16 protein-coding genes are annotated in these 16,461 nt (G+C 55.5%); 9 read left to right on the top strand and 7 right to left on the bottom strand.

Annotated elements, in window-relative coordinates:
* The first annotated feature begins 16 nt into the window (after nucleotides 1-16).
* From VLV32_08660 to VLV32_08630, 7 genes are all read left to right on the top strand, one after another.
* The gene (locus tag VLV32_08660; GenBank protein ID HUL41956.1) at nucleotides 17-847 is read left to right on the top strand and encodes a carbon-nitrogen hydrolase family protein; all 831 of its coding nucleotides are present in this window, start codon (nucleotides 17-19) and stop codon (nucleotides 845-847) included.
* Nucleotides 848-864: 17 nt separating this feature from the next.
* Nucleotides 865-2,322, top strand: coding sequence for a metalloprotease TldD (gene tldD, locus VLV32_08655; protein ID HUL41955.1), 1,458 nt, complete (start codon nucleotides 865-867; stop codon nucleotides 2,320-2,322).
* A 29-nt stretch (nucleotides 2,323-2,351) separates the two neighbouring features.
* Entirely contained in the window at nucleotides 2,352-3,524 is a 1,173-nt protein-coding gene (locus VLV32_08650; GenBank protein HUL41954.1) for an adenylate/guanylate cyclase domain-containing protein, read from the top strand.
* A 15-nt stretch (nucleotides 3,525-3,539) separates the two neighbouring features.
* Nucleotides 3,540-3,932, top strand: a complete 393-nt coding sequence (locus VLV32_08645) for a TssQ family T6SS-associated lipoprotein (protein ID HUL41953.1) — start codon at nucleotides 3,540-3,542, stop codon at nucleotides 3,930-3,932.
* Between the two features lie 173 nt (nucleotides 3,933-4,105).
* Nucleotides 4,106-5,221, top strand: coding sequence for a hypothetical protein (locus VLV32_08640; GenBank protein HUL41952.1), 1,116 nt, complete (start codon nucleotides 4,106-4,108; stop codon nucleotides 5,219-5,221).
* A gap of 189 nt (nucleotides 5,222-5,410) precedes the next feature.
* The gene (locus tag VLV32_08635) at nucleotides 5,411-6,097 is read left to right on the top strand and encodes a cyclic nucleotide-binding domain-containing protein (protein ID HUL41951.1); all 687 of its coding nucleotides are present in this window, start codon (nucleotides 5,411-5,413) and stop codon (nucleotides 6,095-6,097) included.
* Nucleotides 6,098-6,223: 126 nt separating this feature from the next.
* Nucleotides 6,224-7,018, top strand: coding sequence for a cobalamin-binding protein (locus VLV32_08630; GenBank protein ID HUL41950.1), 795 nt, complete (start codon nucleotides 6,224-6,226; stop codon nucleotides 7,016-7,018).
* A gap of 95 nt (nucleotides 7,019-7,113) precedes the next feature.
* On the opposite strand, the gene VLV32_08625 is transcribed toward VLV32_08630, so the two are convergent.
* Nucleotides 7,114-7,665: a cob(I)yrinic acid a,c-diamide adenosyltransferase gene (locus VLV32_08625; GenBank protein HUL41949.1), complete on the bottom strand. Its 552-nt coding sequence runs from the start codon at nucleotides 7,663-7,665 to the stop codon at nucleotides 7,114-7,116.
* 287 nt (nucleotides 7,666-7,952) lie between these two features.
* Here VLV32_08625 and VLV32_08620 point away from each other — a divergent pair, with 287 nt between their 5' ends.
* Together VLV32_08620 and VLV32_08615 are read left to right on the top strand one after the other, a co-directional pair.
* The gene (locus VLV32_08620; protein ID HUL41948.1) at nucleotides 7,953-8,240 is read left to right on the top strand and encodes a cytochrome c; all 288 of its coding nucleotides are present in this window, start codon (nucleotides 7,953-7,955) and stop codon (nucleotides 8,238-8,240) included.
* A 26-nt stretch (nucleotides 8,241-8,266) separates the two neighbouring features.
* Nucleotides 8,267-8,593: a cytochrome c gene (locus VLV32_08615; GenBank protein ID HUL41947.1), complete on the top strand. Its 327-nt coding sequence runs from the start codon at nucleotides 8,267-8,269 to the stop codon at nucleotides 8,591-8,593.
* Between the two features lie 94 nt (nucleotides 8,594-8,687).
* Here VLV32_08615 and VLV32_08610 read toward each other — a convergent pair whose 3' ends face one another.
* The 6 genes from VLV32_08610 to VLV32_08585 form a co-directional block, all read right to left on the bottom strand.
* On the bottom strand, nucleotides 8,688-9,134 hold the full coding sequence (locus VLV32_08610) for a DUF1841 family protein (protein HUL41946.1): 447 nt from the start codon (nucleotides 9,132-9,134) through the stop codon (nucleotides 8,688-8,690).
* Between the two features lie 88 nt (nucleotides 9,135-9,222).
* Nucleotides 9,223-9,867: an endonuclease III gene (gene nth / locus VLV32_08605; protein HUL41945.1), complete on the bottom strand. Its 645-nt coding sequence runs from the start codon at nucleotides 9,865-9,867 to the stop codon at nucleotides 9,223-9,225.
* The gene (locus VLV32_08600; protein HUL41944.1) at nucleotides 9,864-10,478 is read right to left on the bottom strand and encodes an electron transport complex subunit RsxB; all 615 of its coding nucleotides are present in this window, start codon (nucleotides 10,476-10,478) and stop codon (nucleotides 9,864-9,866) included. The genes nth and VLV32_08600 overlap by 4 nt, the downstream gene beginning before the upstream one ends.
* 142 nt (nucleotides 10,479-10,620) lie before the next feature.
* Complete coding sequence (locus VLV32_08595) at nucleotides 10,621-14,142, bottom strand: FAD-dependent oxidoreductase (protein HUL41943.1); 3,522 nt, start codon at nucleotides 14,140-14,142, stop codon at nucleotides 10,621-10,623.
* A 127-nt stretch (nucleotides 14,143-14,269) separates the two neighbouring features.
* Nucleotides 14,270-15,382 carry an alanine dehydrogenase gene (gene ald / locus VLV32_08590; GenBank protein HUL41942.1) on the bottom strand — a complete coding sequence of 371 codons (1,113 nt, stop codon included), beginning with the start codon at nucleotides 15,380-15,382 and terminating at the stop codon, nucleotides 14,270-14,272.
* A 40-nt stretch (nucleotides 15,383-15,422) separates the two neighbouring features.
* The gene (locus VLV32_08585) at nucleotides 15,423-16,427 is read right to left on the bottom strand and encodes a quinone-dependent dihydroorotate dehydrogenase (GenBank protein HUL41941.1); all 1,005 of its coding nucleotides are present in this window, start codon (nucleotides 16,425-16,427) and stop codon (nucleotides 15,423-15,425) included.
* Nucleotides 16,428-16,461: the final 34 nt, after the last annotated feature.

Genomic DNA, 16,461 nt, shown 5'->3' with positions numbered 1-16,461 from the left:
TCACAGAACACATTCCATGAACGCCAGCGTGCAACCCGGCGTATTTCGCGTGGCCGCGATTCAGATGGCTTCGGGTCCCAATGTGGAGGGCAACCTGAACGAAGCCGGACGGCTGGTCGCCATGGCCGCAGAACAGGGGGCAAAGCTCGTGGCTTTGCCGGAATATTTCGCAATTATGGGCATGAAAGACCGTGACAAGGTTGCTTTACGCGAATCCGAGGGCCAAGGGCCGATTCAGCGATTCTTAAGCAATACTGCCAAAAAACATAAAATATGGCTGGTCGGAGGCTCGGTGCCGCTGGCAGCCTCTGTGCCCGGCAAGGTTCGTAACAGCTGCCTGCTTTACGACGCTGAAGGCGAACTGGTAGCGCGTTACGACAAAATACACCTGTTCGGCCTGGACCTCGGCAACGAGCATTATCACGAAGAATCCACTATTGAACCGGGCACTGAAGTCGTGGTGGCAAATTCGCCTTTTGGCCGCCTCGGGCTTTCCGTGTGCTACGATTTGCGTTTCCCTGAACTCTACCGGGCGATGAAAGATGTCGATATCATCTTGGTACCTTCCGCGTTCACGGAAACTACCGGCAAAGTACATTGGGAAACACTGATACGCGCGCGCGCCATCGAAAATCTCGCTTATGTTCTGGCGCCGGCGCAGGGCGGCTATCATGTCAGCGGGCGCGAGACGCACGGCAACAGCATGATCGTCGATCCGTGGGGAGTCATTTTGGACCGCCTGCCGCGCGGTTCGGGTGTGGTGATAGCCGGCGTGAATCCGCTTTATCAGGCAAGCCTAAGAAATAGCCTCCCGTCATTGACTCACCGCACTCTGCATCGAATTTAATTGAGATCGAGAAAAACATGCCAGCAACAATGCAGCTAGCCAAAACGCCGATTGAAACTGCAAACCTTTGCCTGCTTACGCCTTACGGGCTGGACAGCAGCGAGCTGCAGCGCGTGTTTGGGACCATGCTTTCGCACCGTATCGATTACGCCGATTTATATTTTCAGATCACGCGCAGCGAGTCCTGGAGTCTTGAAGAAAGCATTGTAAAATCCGGAAGCTTCAACATCGACCAGGGCGTGGGTGTGCGCGCTGTGTCGCACGACAAGACTGCCTTCGCGTATTCGGACGATATCAGCTTGGCGGCGCTGGAAACCGCTGCGCAAGCTACACGGGCAATCGCCCGCCAAGGAAGTGAAGCCAAGACGCGAGTTGTAAAGCACGGAATGCGGCGCGAGCTTTACCTTCCCTGCGACCCGCATGCCGGCATTCCCGACGCGAGCAAGGTTGCGCTGTTGGAAAAACTGGAGCGATACGCGCGCAAGTTGGACCGCCGCGTGACGCAGGTTATGGCGCATCTCGCCGGAGAGTATGAAGTGGTGCTGGTGGCAAGAAGCGACGGTTTACTAAACGCCGACGTACGCCCCCTGGTCCGCCTGTCGTTGCAGGTAATTGTCGAAGAAAACGGCCGCCGAGAACAGGGTGTATCCGGTGGGGGCGGGCGTTTCGATTATGGTTATTTCAGTGATGAAATTCTGCAGCGCTACGCTGAACAGGCGGTGCATCAGGCGGTGGCGAATCTGGAAGCAAAGCCCGCTCCGGCCGGCACCATGACCGTGGTCTTGGGCCCCGGCTGGCCCGGCATACTGCTCCACGAAGCGGTCGGCCACGGCTTGGAAGGCGACTTCAACCGCAAGGGCAGTTCTGCTTTCAGCGGCCGCGTTGGCGAACGCGTTGCCGCGCACGGCGTAACCGTGGTTGATGATGGCACCATAATGCACCGCCGTGGTTCTCTCAATATGGATGATGAAGGTAATCCCACGCAGCAAACGGTGTTGATCGAAAACGGTGTGCTCAGGGGTTACATGCAGGATTCTCTAAATGCGCGTCTAATGGGGGTCCCGGTTACCGGCAACGGGAGGCGGGAGTCTTATGCCCACGTTCCCATGCCGCGAATGACCAATACCTATATGCTAAACGGTGATAAACATCCGGAGGAAATCATAAGGTCGGTCAAGCATGGGTTGTATGCGGTAAATTTCGCCGGCGGGCAAGTGGACATTGTAAGCGGAAAATTCGTGTTTTCCGCGGCGGAAGCGTACATTATCGAGGGCGGTAAGATTGGCTATCCGGTCAAAGGCGCAACCCTGATCGGGAACGGCCCGGACGTGTTGACGCGTGTTTCGATGATCGGTAACGATATGTCGCTTGACCCCGGAGTCGGCACTTGTGGCAAGGAAGGGCAAAGCGTACCCGTGGGAGTCGGACAGCCGACGTTGCGTATAGACGGATTGACGGTAGGCGGGACGCTTTAGCGGTTAACGGGTTACGGGGAGGAATGTACATGCTTGATCGAGGGAACAGGACTTTCATCTGCAGCGTGGTGTTCGCGGACATTGTCGAATATTCGAAGAAACCGGTCGCGGACCAGATGAAGCTGAAAGACGAATTCAACGCTCTCATTTCGGATGCGATCAAAGAGGTCGCGGCCGGTGACCGCATAATTCTTGATACCGGAGATGGCGTCGCGATCAGCTTTCTCGGCGCTCCCGAAGAAGCGTTGTTCGTCGCCATAAACCTGCGAGACGCGCTGGCCAGCGATCAGACTTCCGGCGACTTGAATGCGCGCATCGGCATTAACCTCGGTCCGGTAAGGGTAGTCAAGGATATCAACGGGCAGCCAAATATTATCGGCGATGGCATTAATGTCGCGCAGCGGGTGATGAGCTTCGCGCAGCCCGGTGAAGTGCTGGTATCGCGTTCTTACTATGAGGTCGTTTCACATTTGTCACAGGAATATTCCTTGTTATTCGAATATCAAGGCGCGCGGGCGGACAAGCATGTGCGCGAGCATGAAGTTTATGCCGTGGGTTCGCCAGGCAAGGAGATTAAGCTGTGGTCTGGACCGAGTGCCGTCAAAGTTCACGGTGAAAGTACATCGCGTGGAACGGATTCAGCCGCCTTTCCAGAGGCAATTTGGCATAAGGCAACCAGCGGCAAAAAAATCCTTTACGCCGGACTGTCACTCGTGGCTTTGGTCGCGCTTGCATTAACTTTGCGCGGTGGAAACGGCGGAACTGCAACGAGCGAATCCAAGGCTGGACCGGAAAATAACCCGGAACAGGCAGCGGAGCCGCAATCGCCCGAACCCACCGGGCATGCTTCCGCACCGGCTGAGCCGGAGATGGTGCAGCCGATAGCGCCGCCGCGTGAAACAAAACACGAGGGGAGCAAGAACCTTTCTACGCACAAGAAGAAAACGCGCAAATTGGCAGAAGCTGCGCCCACCGCGACTATGCCCGCAAGCCCAGCAGCACAAATTGCGCTGGTGATTGACCCCTGGGGTGAAGTCTACCTCGATGGAAAGAAAATGGGCGTCAGTCCGCCGCTTAAGGAGCTTGAGGTTAAGCCCGGCAAACATACCGTAGAAATCAAAAATACCACTTTTGCCAGTCATACTGAGACATTGGACGTCAAGTCGAACGACCACCTTAAGATAACGCATGAATTCCGCTAGACGGGATGTGGACACATGCTGAGATCCAGGCTGTGGGTGCAGGCGGTCGCGGTAACCCTGTTGTGCACCGGGTGCGTTGGCCCATTCGAAGATTACCGTCCAACCTGGATATTTGGCGATGGCTCGCCGGAACTTTCCGCAGGTATCAAAAGCTACGACCAAGGCAAATATGCTGAAGCCCGGAAGAACCTGACCAGCGCTTTGGACGAGGGGTTGACGTTCAAGAGCGACCGCATCAAGGCGCACAAATATCTGGCTTTTATCTATTGCGTTACCGGCAAGGAAAGGCAGTGTCGAGACGAGTTCAGAAAAGTTCTGGAGATAGATCCGAATTTCGAATTACAACCGGCAGAGGCCGGCCATCCGTTGTGGGGACCGGTATTCCGCAGCGTTAAGAAAAAACAATAAACAACTTACATGTCTCCCCGCCGTCTTTGGCGAGCGGCTTTCAGCACCACTTGTCCCGATACCGGGATAATTTCTCAGGTTCCGCTATCGAACGAGCTTGCAAATGGCGTGCCGTATATTCGCTAAAATAGAGGTCTTCGACCGTTCTTGACCCCAAAATAACCCGGCTAATCATGATTCTTATACTGAACGAAAATGCGGATGCGCGGAGCACAGAGTATCAGCAGCTCATGGATCACTTGGCTGCTTTGCCCAACATCCAATGCCGGGTCCACCGCGAACAAGGCACCGAGCGAACAGTAACCGAGGTTTACCTTATCGGCAACACCAGCGCGCTGCAAATCGAGGACATGAAAAACCTCCCTTGTGTCGAGCGCGTGGTCAGGGTTTCAGAGGAATACCGTATTCTCGGGCGGCACAAGGATGACAACCGCCCCACCTGGTTCGATTACAACGGGGTACGATTCGGGCAGGATACATTGCATATCTTTGCCGGCTTGTGCGCGGTGGATACGCCCGAACACGTGGAAATGATGATGCGGGAACTGAAGCGCAACGGCCAGATATGCACACGCATGGGTGCCTACAAACCGCGTACCAGCCCGTATTCGTTTCAGGGACATGGAAAATCCTGTTTGCCCTACGTATTCGAGCTGGCGGGCAAATACGGCATGAAAGTCATTGCTATGGAGATCACTCATGAATCGCATGTGGACGAGATTCGCGGAGCATTGCAGAAAACCGGCAATCCCACTGGCGTGATGCTGCAGATCGGGACGCGCAACACGCAGAATTTCGAACTCCTGAAAAGTGTTGGGCGGCAGCAGGACTTTCCGGTGCTGTTGAAGCGCGGGTTCGGCATTACGCTTGATGAATCGTTGAACGCTGCGGAATACCTGGCGTCGGAAGGCAACCGCAAGGTGGTATTTGGGCTGCGCGGTATGAAAAGCAATTTCGGCGATCCGCACCGCAATTTCGTCGATTTTTGCCATGTGCCGGTGGTGAAACGATTGACTCGCATGCCGGTATGCGTAGATCCCTCGCATTCGGTAGGTTCCCGCAGCATGGGGCCGGAAGGGATTCTCGACATTATGCATGCCACCGCGCAGGGCGTAGTTGCCGGTGCGAACATGATCCTGGTGGATTTTCATCCCGTGCCCGGAAAAGCGCTGGTAGACGGTCCTCAGGCGCTGCTTCTCAGGGAACTGCCGCAACTGATCGAGGATGTGCAAATTGCGCGGGACGCCTATCAGAAGCGCGCGGCGGCTGCGGCGCGTTATAAAAATTAAACCGTATGCACGGGCGTTGCATCGCGCATTGCGCTGCCTTGGGACCCGATTTTGTCCAACCCGCAGCGCCACGCTGCGCTCCCGCGGACGGGTACCGTGTTCACGATACCCTCAAGTTTAGCCGCAGGACGTTATGTTCCCCCTGTTGCTGCTGCTAATATAAAGTCCGGGCACGGGTTCCGGCGGTCATTGCTGAACTGCAACCAGCACGGTCTCGGTGCGGCAGGCGACTTGTGCGAGATCCCGTTTGTTGTAGATTGTGGCGTACCGAGAAACCGGTTTCGGGAAAAAGGCGGCCAAACTCAAGGGCTGGTAAACTACGCACAACGCGCAGGGGGCGCGTTGCTAATGGCAGAAAAAGCGGATTCTATAAATAAGCGGCTTGCCACGCTGGAGAATCTCGGGGAGGCGACGGTAGTCGCTGAACAGATCTTCGGGATGGTCGGCAATTCGACGTTTTTTTCCGAATTGAATCGCGAAGATGTCGGAAAGCTGGCAAGCTTCATGCAAGTGTATCGGGCCCGGCCCGGAGAAATTATCATTCAGGAAGGAGATCCCGGTGACTACATGCTGTTGTTGATTCAGGGACAGGTGGATATTTTCAAGAAAGGCAGACGCGGCGATGAACTGCACATGACGCTAGTGTTGCCTGGAATGACGATCGGTGAAATGTCCATGATAGACGGGGAGCCGCGTTTCGCGACCTGTGTTGCAAAGGAACCCTCCATTTTTGCTGTTCTAACCCGGGACAACATGGTGAAAATAGTTCTTGATCAGCCGAAGCTGGGTGCAAAAATTCTAATTAAGCTCGTTACCTTATTGTCACAGCGCCTACGCCAAACCAGCCAGAAGCTGCTTGATTACATGGTTAGGTAAAGCTCTCCGCGCTTTTATTTCTTGAATTCTCATTTTTCACCGCAATACCGCAACAAAGTCAGATTTATAGCCGCAATTGCGGTAGCTGTTTTTGCATTTTCTTCGCTTGCCGCGTCGTCAATCGTTGTGACAGACGACCGCGGCGAAAACTTGGTCTTGATGACCCCCGCGCGGCGCATCGTAACATTGGCTCCATTTATTACTGAACTGGTGTATGCTGCCGGCGCCGGACCCGAATTGGCGGGAGTCAGCGCCTACAGCGACTATCCGCAACAAGCGGCAAGCATAATGCGCGTAGGAGACGCGACACACATCGATCTTGAACGCATTGCAGCACTTCGGCCCGATCTGGTTTTAGCGTGGGAAAGCGGTAATCACGTTCGAGATGTCGCCAAGTTAGAAGCGCTCGGTATCAGTATTTTTGTCATGGAACCCACAAAATTGTCTGACATTCCGCGCCTGCTGCGGCGCGTCGGAATGCTGGCGGGCACTTCGGATATCGCGGAAGTTGCAGCAAGAAAATTTGAATCCAAATTGGCGGTTTTAACGAAGCAGTACAGCACGAAACGGCCGGTTAGGGTATTTTATGAAGTCTGGAATGCACCGTTGATGACCGTGAACGGTGCACACGTGATCAGCAGCGTGTTGCGCCTTTGCGGAGGAGTCAACGTATTCGCCGCGTCGCGTGTGCTCACGCCGGTAATTTCGCCCGAGAGCCTGGTGGCAGCCGACCCGGACGCGATCATATCGAGTGTGGCGCGCGACAGCGTATGGCAGCGCTTTGCAATGCTGGACGCAGTGCGTAATCACCGCGTCTTTTTTGTGCCGCCGGAATTATTGGAACGTCAATCGCCGAGAATTCTGGAAGGTGCGAGTGAAGTTTGCAGCAAATTGGACCAGGTGCGGCGAGCGCGCAAGTAAAGGTTGTCATCAGCCAATAGAAGACAAAACACTTTGCGCGACATGACGGGGCCGGGTACGAGTCGGTGCGTGAAGCTGATGACGGCTTGCCGAGGCTAAAGGTCTTTGTTTTTTCCCTGTTGCCAAAAAACATCCCCGTACTCGCGGTTCAGCACGCGCGCAATGACAAACAGCAGGTCAGAAAGACGGTTGATGTAATTAGCGGATAGTTCGGGAACCTTTTCGGACTTGGATAGCGTTACTAGGCTACGCTCGGCGCGGCGACACACGGTGCGCGCAAAATGCGCAAGAGCTGCGGCGCGCGAGCCACGCGGCAGGATAAACTCCTTGAGCGGCGGAAGATCGGAATTAAGCGAATCCAGCGTTTTTTCCAGGCGCTCCACGTGCCTTCGAGCAATCGCAACATGTCCCGGCAGGCACAGCTCTCCGCCGAGATCGAACAGATCGTTCTGGATATCGCACAGACATGTCCTCACTCCCAAAGGCAGGTCTTCGGCGAGCAACACGCCGATGCAGGAATTCAATTCGTCAATTTCGCCGATCACCGCAATGCGCAGACTGTCCTTGGCAACGCGAGTCCCATCGCCCAAGCCGGTGCTCCCGTTGTCGCCAGTGCGCGTGTAAATTTTTGTCAGGCGATGCTTCATGATTTTTGCTTTCTACGCCACGGCTCATTATATGTACTAACAACATCGCTGAACAGTGCGAAACTTCGGAGCAGGCCGGTTCACACCATATGTTCCGGCGAACGTGGACGCCAATCCAAGCGGGCGGCTCGATTTGTTGTGAAAAAAAAGCGCTCTGGCGGGTGCCTCTCGGTGTGGGCAAACACCATTGACCTCAAGCCGAGTATCCTTTAAAGTGCCGCAATCTGTTTTATTCTCCAAACAAGAGCAATATGAAAAAAGCCAGTCTGTTTACCTTTAGCGCGATAATGTTGTTAACCGTATCCATTCAAGCCCACGCAGCGGGCGACGCGGCACTTGGAAAGGAAAAAAACTCGATGTGCGCCGGCTGCCACGGCATTCCTGATTGGCGCATCGCTTACCCCCAAGTGTACAGCGTACCCAAGCTTGGTGGTCAGCATGCCGCCTATATCGTCAAGGCGTTGCACGAATACAAGTCGGGAGCGCGCAAAGTGCCGACAATGAATGCCATTGCAGCCGGCTTGACAGATCAGGACATCGCAGACCTTGCCGCCTATTATTCGGGTGGTAATTAATTTAAGGCTACTAGGCGCAGGGAACAATGAAAAAATTGGTTACAGTAGCAGTTGCAGGCACATTGTTACTAGGTGCGGCCCATGCTTTTGCTGCCGGGGACGCAGCAGCCGGCAAGCAGAAATCTACCACGTGCGCGGCGTGCCACGGTGCGGATGGCAATAGCGTTGCGCCCGACTTCCCGCGACTCGCCGGCCAGCAGCCCGATTACATTGTGCACTCGCTAAACGCCTACAAATCGGGTGCGCGCAAAGATCCTATCATGGATGCAATGGCGGCGAATCTTTCCGAGCAGGACATTCAGGACCTGGCCGCGTATTTCTCCAGCCAAAAAGGCTTGTACGTGAAATACTGAATTTGACTAAAAAGCGGTGCGAACCTCTTTTTTTTGTTCCGAGTCGCCCGCCAGCTGAGCGGAGCGATAATCCAGCGCAGGTCAAATTCGGTGGTTAGTCCTTTTCCGTAGTCGTAGCAGAGCGTCTTTCGAGGCACTCGAAGTAAATTCGTTCGTCGGGCTTGGTATTGGCCCGCTGCGCGTGCCACATCATCTCCGCCAGACATTCCATAACCAGATGAAAAGCGGCATGCCGGTCCGCATTATTTTGCAGAATCCGTTTAAACAGTCGGTAAATGCCGCGCGGCTGGTCGATGGAAAGCTGCTCTTCGATCGCGAGGTGCATCCCCATATGCAGAAAAGGATTGATATCCCCTGTTTCGGGTAAATAGTCGCGGTTGAGATAGCGTGCCGGGTCATTCATCACAGAGTGATATTCAGGGTGCTGGATAATGATTTCCACGGACAGCTGTTCGAGCCCGGAAAGAGGCTTCCCTTCCTTGTATTTTTTCCAGGTATCGAAGAAAAAACGTCGTGCTTCGTCGCGCGAGGGGTTAAACATAAAATGAGCGAGGTATGAAAATTCAGTGGTAAGCGGTACAGATGTTCAACACGGATTCATGGTTCAAGCGAAATTTGCACTTCACTGCTTACCCCTGACCCCTCACTGTTTTGTTAGTGTATTCGCACAAATCGCTGATGATGCAAGCGGGGCAAGCGGGATTACGCGCCCTACAAACGTACCGTCCGTGCAAAATGAGCCAGTGATGGGCATCGCGGCGAAATTCTTTCGGTACGAACTTTAATAACTTGCGCTCTACCTGCAGCACATTTTTTCCGGGCGCGATACCGGTCCGGTTGGCAACTCGAAAGATATGCGTGTCTACTGCAATCGTCGGTTCGCCAAATGCGGTGTTGAGAATAACATTGGCGGTCTTTCTGCCCACGCCCGGCAGTCTTTCAAGTGATTCCCGGGAGCGCGGCACAGTGCCGCCATGTTCGTTTATCAGCATTTTACATGTGGCCAGCAGATTCTTGGCCTTGGTGCGGTACAGCCCGATGCTTCTGATGTATTTTTGCAATCCGGGCCGGCCCAATGCCAGCATCTGCTGAGGCGTATTGGCTACTGCAAACATTTTTTGCGTGGCGATGTTCACACTCTTGTCGGTCGCCTGCGCCGAGAGTATTACTGCAACCAGCAGTTCAAAGGGGCTGCGGTATGCAAGTTCCGTGGCCGGGCGGGGGTTGGCTGTTTTTAGGCGTGTAAAAATCTCCGCGCGCTTGGCCGCGTTCATTTCTGCAAGGAACCTCTCCGCGCACTGGCGCGCTCCAGGGCTCGTTGAATCGCGTCTTGCTTCCGTCCCTGCATGGCGACGAGTGTTTTTTGCGCGAGTTTTCGTTGTCTTTCCTGTTGCTCGCGCTGAATGCGCAAATTGCGAATACCGAAACGCTCACGAGCAGCGTCGGCATCCTGCTTGGACCAAACCGGCCGTGCCGACTGAATCATGCTTATACAATCTACGGGGCAGACCGGAATGCACAGCTCGCAGCCGGTGCAATAGGCTGCGATTATCGTGTGCATCTGCTTCGAGGCGCCAATAATCGCATCCACGGGACAGGCATCGATGCATAGCGTGCAGCCTATGCAGGTTTGCTCATCAACGGCTGCAATTTCCATCGGCTCTTTCACGCCGCAGCCTGGATTGAGCGGCATGAACTCGCGGCCTAAGAGCGCGGCAAGCTTGTGAATTCCAGTTTCGCCGCCGGGGGGACATTGATTGATTTCGGCTTCACCTGCGGCGATTGCCTTGGCGTACGGTTTACAGCCGGCGTAGCCGCATTTGCGGCATTGGGTTTGTGGCAGTATTGCATCGATTTGCCCAACAAGGGTAGACATTGAAGCCATGCTGCAATTTTACTCTTTTGACGCAAGGGTCATAGATTGGAAGATTCAAATCAATACGGGGGGCGAAACAGTACGAGGAAACCGGGCTGCACCACTTTTTTGTTGGCAAATTGCCGCAAAACGTAATGAGCAGGTCGAGATGCTAGGCTGCGGCTTTGCGGCGCTGCAGCCGTATCAGGCAGCGGTCTATCCACTGCGCGGTGAGCTTTTCCTGCAGCGAATTCTGGTTCAGTCGCGCTGAGAGCCCCTCGAAATCCACCTGGTCAAGCGGCTGATCCTGGTTAAAGCAGGAGAACACGTAACTAATCGCGCCGGTTTCCGGATCGACATGCGGCTGTAAGCATTGAGAACAGATCTCCTTCATCATGCACTGCATCGGCGAGTTGATTGAACCAATGGCAAAGTGATGCGGTTTGAGATACGGTTTGAGCACTGCATGCCGCTCTTCGGCAACTGCCGCCATCATCTTGTCAGAACCGATGGCGATGATGCGATCGGCGTCGTGCACTGCAATCTGTTGCGGCCCCAGCGCGCGCCGCGCGTAGGCGGTGATACCCTGTACGATGTTGCCGACAAAAGCGTGGTCCTGCGGCCGGTCCGGCTGAAAACCGGGATGTTCGTCGCAGCACCACACCACGACATCTGCCGCAGCTTTGATTTCTTCAGCCTTGTAGCGGTCAATTATCTTCTTGTAGCCGGCGAAATACAGCACCTTTGATCCGGCACGGCGCAACGCCTGGCCGATCGAAAAAAGCACCGCATTTCCCAATCCGCCACCGACAAGGATTACTGTTTCGCCCGAGGGGATCTCGGTCGGCGAACCGGTCGGTCCCATCAGAACCACCGGTTCTCCGGGTTTGAGCAGCGCGCACAGATCGGCTGATCCGCCCATCTCCAGAACGATGGTGGAAATCAATCCGCGCTTTGCATCCACCCAGGCGCCGGTCAATGCCAAGCCTTCCATCGTGAGTTGAGTACCATCGACTTTTATTGCACGCGTTTCGTAATTTTGCAGCCGGTAGAATTGACCGGGGCGGAAACGGCGCGCCGCCTGCGGCGCTTTGACAACGACTTCGACAATGCTCGGCGTAAGACGGATGACTTGGTGCACAGTAGCTCGCAGTTCATAGTCAAGGTGCGCGAAGAATTCCGCATCGCTTTTATCGCTGGCGGCCTTGACGCGCCCGAGCACGCGGCTCACTACCGGGTACCCCTGCCTTGCCCCGCCCATTGCCTTTACAACATTGCCATAATATGAGGGATGCAAGTCCCCGAAAAAACTGATGAAGCGGCCGTCGCTGCGCTTCGACAAAAGAACGTTCGCGAACTTCGGCTTGGAAATATTTCTCTCGGGTCTCACCGGATTGCCGTCTTCATCGCAGGCCTCGAAGTAGCGGCCGTCCAACTTGAAATTTGCCGGGTCTTCGCGGGCGAGCACCGTGTTCGGCTGCGTTCCCGCCGCCACCAAGATGGTGCGTGCCGGAAGTTCGACCTGGCTGACCTCCTTCCAGTGGCCTGCCGCGTCTCTGATCTGCGCGGACATGCGGATGGCGCGCGCCGCGCCGAAAGAATCGACTTCAACGCGCAGCGGATTCAAGCCTTCCGCAAAACGGACGCCTTCCTGCAGAGCCTTTTCCACTTCTTCATGGTTCAGCGTATAGGACGGGCTGTCAATCAGGCGCTTGCGGTACGCGATGAGCACGCCGCCCCAGCTTTGCAGCAGTTCCAGAATGCGCGGGGCACGGCCTTCGGCCTGAGCGGCCACGCGTTCTCCACGGAGGATACGAGCATGCTCTATAAACTCATCGGCAATATGCCGTTCTTCGGGATGCCAGTTGCGGCGCACCGCCGCCACGCCGCGCTCGGCGACTAGTGTTTCATAGCGATGCAGGAATTTCTCGACTTGCAACGGGTAATAAGCAAGCGATTCAGTCGCCGTGTCTATGGCGGTCAGACCACCACCGATCACCACCACCGGCAGCCGGATCTGCATGTTGGCGATCGAGTCTGTTTTCGCCGCGCCGGTCAGTTGCAGCGCCATGAGAAAATCCGACGCCGTGCGCACCCCACGCGCCAGCCCGTTTGGCATATCGATTACCGTGGGGCGCCCGGCGCCGGCGGCCACGGCGATATGATCAAAGCCATGCTCAAACGCATCGTCGACGGTGAGCGTGCCGCCAAAGCGCACGCCACCGTACATCGAGAACTGACGGCGGCGCTCCAGCAGCAGCCGGATCAGTTTCAAAAAATTCTTGTCCCAGCGCACTGTAATGCCGTATTCGGCTACACCGCCGAAACCCGCCATCACCCGCTCGTCGAGCGATTCGTACAACTCGCTTATATCGCGAATCGGCTTGAACGGCACCCGTTTGCCGTGCTCATCGACGCCTGATATTTCTGCGGGCAGCGGCTCGATTTTCAATCCGTCTATGCCGACCACGGTGTGTCCGTCGTTTATCAGGTGGTGCGCCAAGGTGAAACCTGCTGGACCCATGCCCGCAATCAGCACGCGGCGATGCGTCGGGGCTTTCGGCAATGGGCGCCGCAAATTAAGCGGGTTCCAGCGGCTGAGCAGGCTGTAAATTTCGAAGCCCCACGGCAATTCCAGCACGTCTTTTAACGTGCGTGTCTCGGCTTGGGGTATATTGACCGGGTCCTGTTTTTGGTAAATGCAAGACTTCATGCAGTCGTTGCAGATGCGGTGGCCGGTGGCTGCGACCATCGGATTATCTACGATGATCAGCGCCAATCCGCCTATGACCTGCCCCTGGGTCTTTACCTTGTGGAACTCGGAGATTTTTTCTTCGAGCGGGCAGCCGGCGAGCGTCACGCCAAAAGGGCTCTTTTTGAACCCTTCCACCGGCGGCTTTTCCTTGAGACCTTTAGAGCAGGAATCCTTATCCTGTTCGTGACACCAGATGCAGTAATGCGCTTCGTCGAGCGCGCCAACCAGGTCGGTGCCGGAATCGGTGAGCGCAAATCCCTGACGGCGCCGCAAGTGTTTCTCGTCGAGCGAATACGCGGTATAGCCTTTGCTGTCATCCGCAACCACCGGCACGAGCCGCATATAGTTGAGCTTGGATGGCGCCTTGAACAATACGCCACGGCGGTGATGCTCGCGTCCAAGGGGCGTGAGCGCCGCCCATGCGGCATACTGTAGCGCGAGTTGCAGTCTGTCGGCGTTGAGTACTTCATCCTTTTGCCATTGCGCAACGTGCTGGGCGAACGCGAGTTCCGAGAACGGCTCGCCAAAAAGTTCTGCGAGCTGTTTCTCAACAGCAGGACCGTCCACCGCGGCTGCTTCCTCGGGCGTTACTTTATTCATCGCCTTGCGTTGCACGAAAAGCCGTTTGCAACTGTAAAGGGGAGCCAGTTCATGATGGCGCGCAGAAAGCTTGCTGACTTCTTCTCGAATGCCGAACAAATCGGCGATAAAATCATCGAGATGCGGACTCACGGCTATCAGTAGTTCTGATTCTTCCATAGAGGACAGTGCTTGAGGATTGGCGCGCGCGGCTTCGAGGCGATGCCGCAGCGCAGAGTCCGCTTGGTCGAGAAAATTGAGAAATGCGGCATCGAGCCGCAGCAATCCATCACGAAGATAAAGATCATCAAAAGACAATTCGTGATGCAGCTTAGGTCTTGCTTCGCGTTGTGCGGTCATTCAAACCTTGACCCAACCCGTTTAAAAGTCTGCATTATCGCTTTTAAGGAGTGGCCATTCAACCATGCTCAGGTTATATGCATAGATATTGGGATTATATGAGTGGGGAAAAGATTCACTATGCGCATCAGGAAAACGCTCGAGCCGGATCGACAAAAGGCATTCCCCTATCTTCGGCGAGGTTTTGGTAAGTGACATGGCCCGCATGGGTCTGCAGACCGTTTTTAAGCCCGGGATCGGCGGACACCGCGGCCTTTAGTCCGAATTTTGCCAAAGCGCGGACATACGGCAGAGTCGCTCGCGTCAACGCAAGTGTAGCGCTGCGCGCGACGGCGGAAGGCATGTTGGCTACGCAGTAGTGCACCACGCCTTCGTCCACGTAAAGCGGGTTGGAATGCGTGGTCGGACGCGATGTCTCGGCGATGCCGCCCTGATCGATCGACACATCGACCAGCACCGATCCGGGCCGCATTTTTCTCAGGAGCTCGCGGGAAATAAGTTTGGGTGCCATTTTGCCCGCAATCGATACTGCGCCAACTACAAGATCGGCACCCGCCACGTGCTCGGCAAGGATCGACGGGTCTGAAAGTCGGCCTTTTATTTTGCCTGGATACGCTTGTTGAAGCTCCGCAAGCCGCGTAGCGCTCGCTGCGACGATGGTCACGTCGGCGCCCAAAGCCACCGCGATATGCGCGGCATTTGAACCCACCATGCCCGCCCCGATGATAACAACCTTGCCGGGTGCGACGCCCGAAATGCCGGGAAGCAGTACCCCGCTGCCGCCGTTCGCCATCAGCAAGGCCCATGCGCCGACCTGCACTGAAAGCCTTCCCGCAATTTGCGACATCGGCGCAAGCAGAGGGAAGCCGCCTCCGGCGTCAGTCACGGTTTCGTATGCCACGCAGGAGGTCCTTGCTTGCAGCATGCGGTCCAGCAATTTGCGGTTAGGCGCGAAATGCAGGTAGCAGAACAGCACTTGCCCGGCGCGCACCAATTCAAATTCTGCGGGCTGCGGTTCTTTTACTTTCACCACCAGTTCGCAGGCATAAATTTGGGCGGGGCTGTCGCCGATATAAGCACCGGCGTCACGATAAGCCGAATCCGGGAAGCCGATTCGCAAACCTGCATTAGTTTCGATCCATACCTCGTGCCCTTCGCGACAGAGCAACGTCACGCCTTGCGGAGTCATGCCAACCCGGTATTCCTGGTCTTTGATTTCCCTGGGTATGCCAATGCGCACGACTCGTATCCTGCGAGTTGATGGAAAATCCGTAATCGAGTTACAGCGCCCTGAGCAGTTCGCGCACCAATTCCGGTCCGCGGTAAATGAGCCCGCTGTATATCTGCACCAGACTTGCGCCGGCATGCAGCTTATCTAAAGCATCCTTGCCGTTCATGATGCCGCCAACTCCGATGATGGGCAGCTGTCCTTGCAACGCGGCTGCAAGTTGACGGATGACCGCAGTGGATTTCTCAGCTAACGGTGCGCCGCTTACGCCCCCGGTTTCCTGGCTTAAGCTTTCGATTCCGGCACGCGAAGTCGTGGTGTTGGTAGCTATTACGGCGTCAATCTTATGTGCAAGAAGCAAGGTAGCGGTGTCCTCAATTTCCTGGGGCGACAGATCGGGAGCGATTTTCAGCGCCAACGGCACGTGCTTCCCAAAAAGCCTGGCGAGCTTCTTGTGCTCCTCCTTTAACGCGCTCAACAAATCGTTGAGCCGCTGTTTCTGCTGCAGATCGCGCAGGCCGGGGGTGTTCGGCGAGGAAATGTTGATCGTGACGTAGCTTGCAAATGGATAAACTTTGCGCAGGCAGGCGACATACTCGCTGGCCGCATTTTCCCCTGGGGTGTCGGCATTGATGCCGATATTGATTCCCAGAATGCCTTTGTACCTGGCACGCCGAATATTTTTTACCATCCGCTCTGCGCCGTCGTTATTGAAACCCATACGGTTGATGATTGCCTGCGCTTGCGGCACGCGAAACAGGCGTGGGCGCGGATTCCCGGGCTGCGGACGAAGCGTAATGGTGCCGATTTCGATAAAACCGAAACCCAATGCGGCAAGGGCATCTATGTATTCACCATTTTTGTCCAAGCCGGCCGCGAGCCCGACCCGGTTCGGAAAATCCATTCCCAGAACGCGGCAAGGTTTGCCGCTGGCGGGCACACCGAATAATCGGTGCAAACCCAACGTGTGTCCAAATTTCAGGCAGGCGAGCGTCAAACGGTGTGAGGTTTCGGCATCCAGCTTGAACAGCAAAGGTCGCAACAAGGAATAAAACATGGCGTGAATTTAACTGTTTCCGGCGCCGCAAGAA

Source organism: Burkholderiales bacterium, assembly GCA_035518095.1.
Classification (GTDB): Bacteria; Pseudomonadota; Gammaproteobacteria; order Burkholderiales; family JAHFRG01; genus JAHFRG01.
Note: the sequence above shows the minus strand (reverse complement) of the source record. Positions and strands in the feature narration are given on the sequence as shown.